The sequence below is a fragment of the Actinomadura sp. SCN-SB genome (assembly GCF_043906805.1).
In the GTDB taxonomy this organism is placed as follows: domain Bacteria; phylum Actinomycetota; class Actinomycetes; order Streptosporangiales; family Streptosporangiaceae; genus Spirillospora.
This window is the reverse complement of record NZ_JBIMPP010000207.1, coordinates 1-406: the sequence shown is the minus strand read 5'-3', so window position 1 is coordinate 406 and position 406 is coordinate 1. Positions and strand designations below refer to the sequence as shown.

Below are 406 nucleotides of genomic sequence, written 5' to 3'. Positions count from 1 at the left end.
CGGGCTACATGCTTACCCCAGGACAACCACCGCCTGGGCTGAGCTACCCTCCTGCGTCACCCCATCGCTCACCTACTACCCCCTCGGGCCGACCGCTCACCCGACAACCACCTCCGAAGAGGCGGAAACAGGCTCGGGGTCTTAGCATCAGAGGGTTCAGCGTTGGCGCATACCAGCGGGTACGGGAATATCAACCCGTTATCCATCGACTACGCCTGTCGGCCTCGCCTTAGGTCCCGACTTACCCTGGGCGGATCAGCCTGCCCCAGGAACCCTTAGTCATCCGGCGCACACGTTTCCCACGTGTGAATCGCTACTCATGCCTGCATTCTCACTCCCACACCCTCCACCACCGATCACTCGACAGCTTCACCAGGCGCAGGACGCTCCCCTACCCACCAGCACC

1 rRNA gene is annotated in these 406 nt (G+C 62.6%); it reads right to left on the bottom strand.

Going from position 1 to position 406, the window contains the following annotated elements:
- A 23S ribosomal RNA gene (locus ACGWYJ_RS39070) occupies positions 1 to 406 on the bottom strand; the annotation flags it as partial.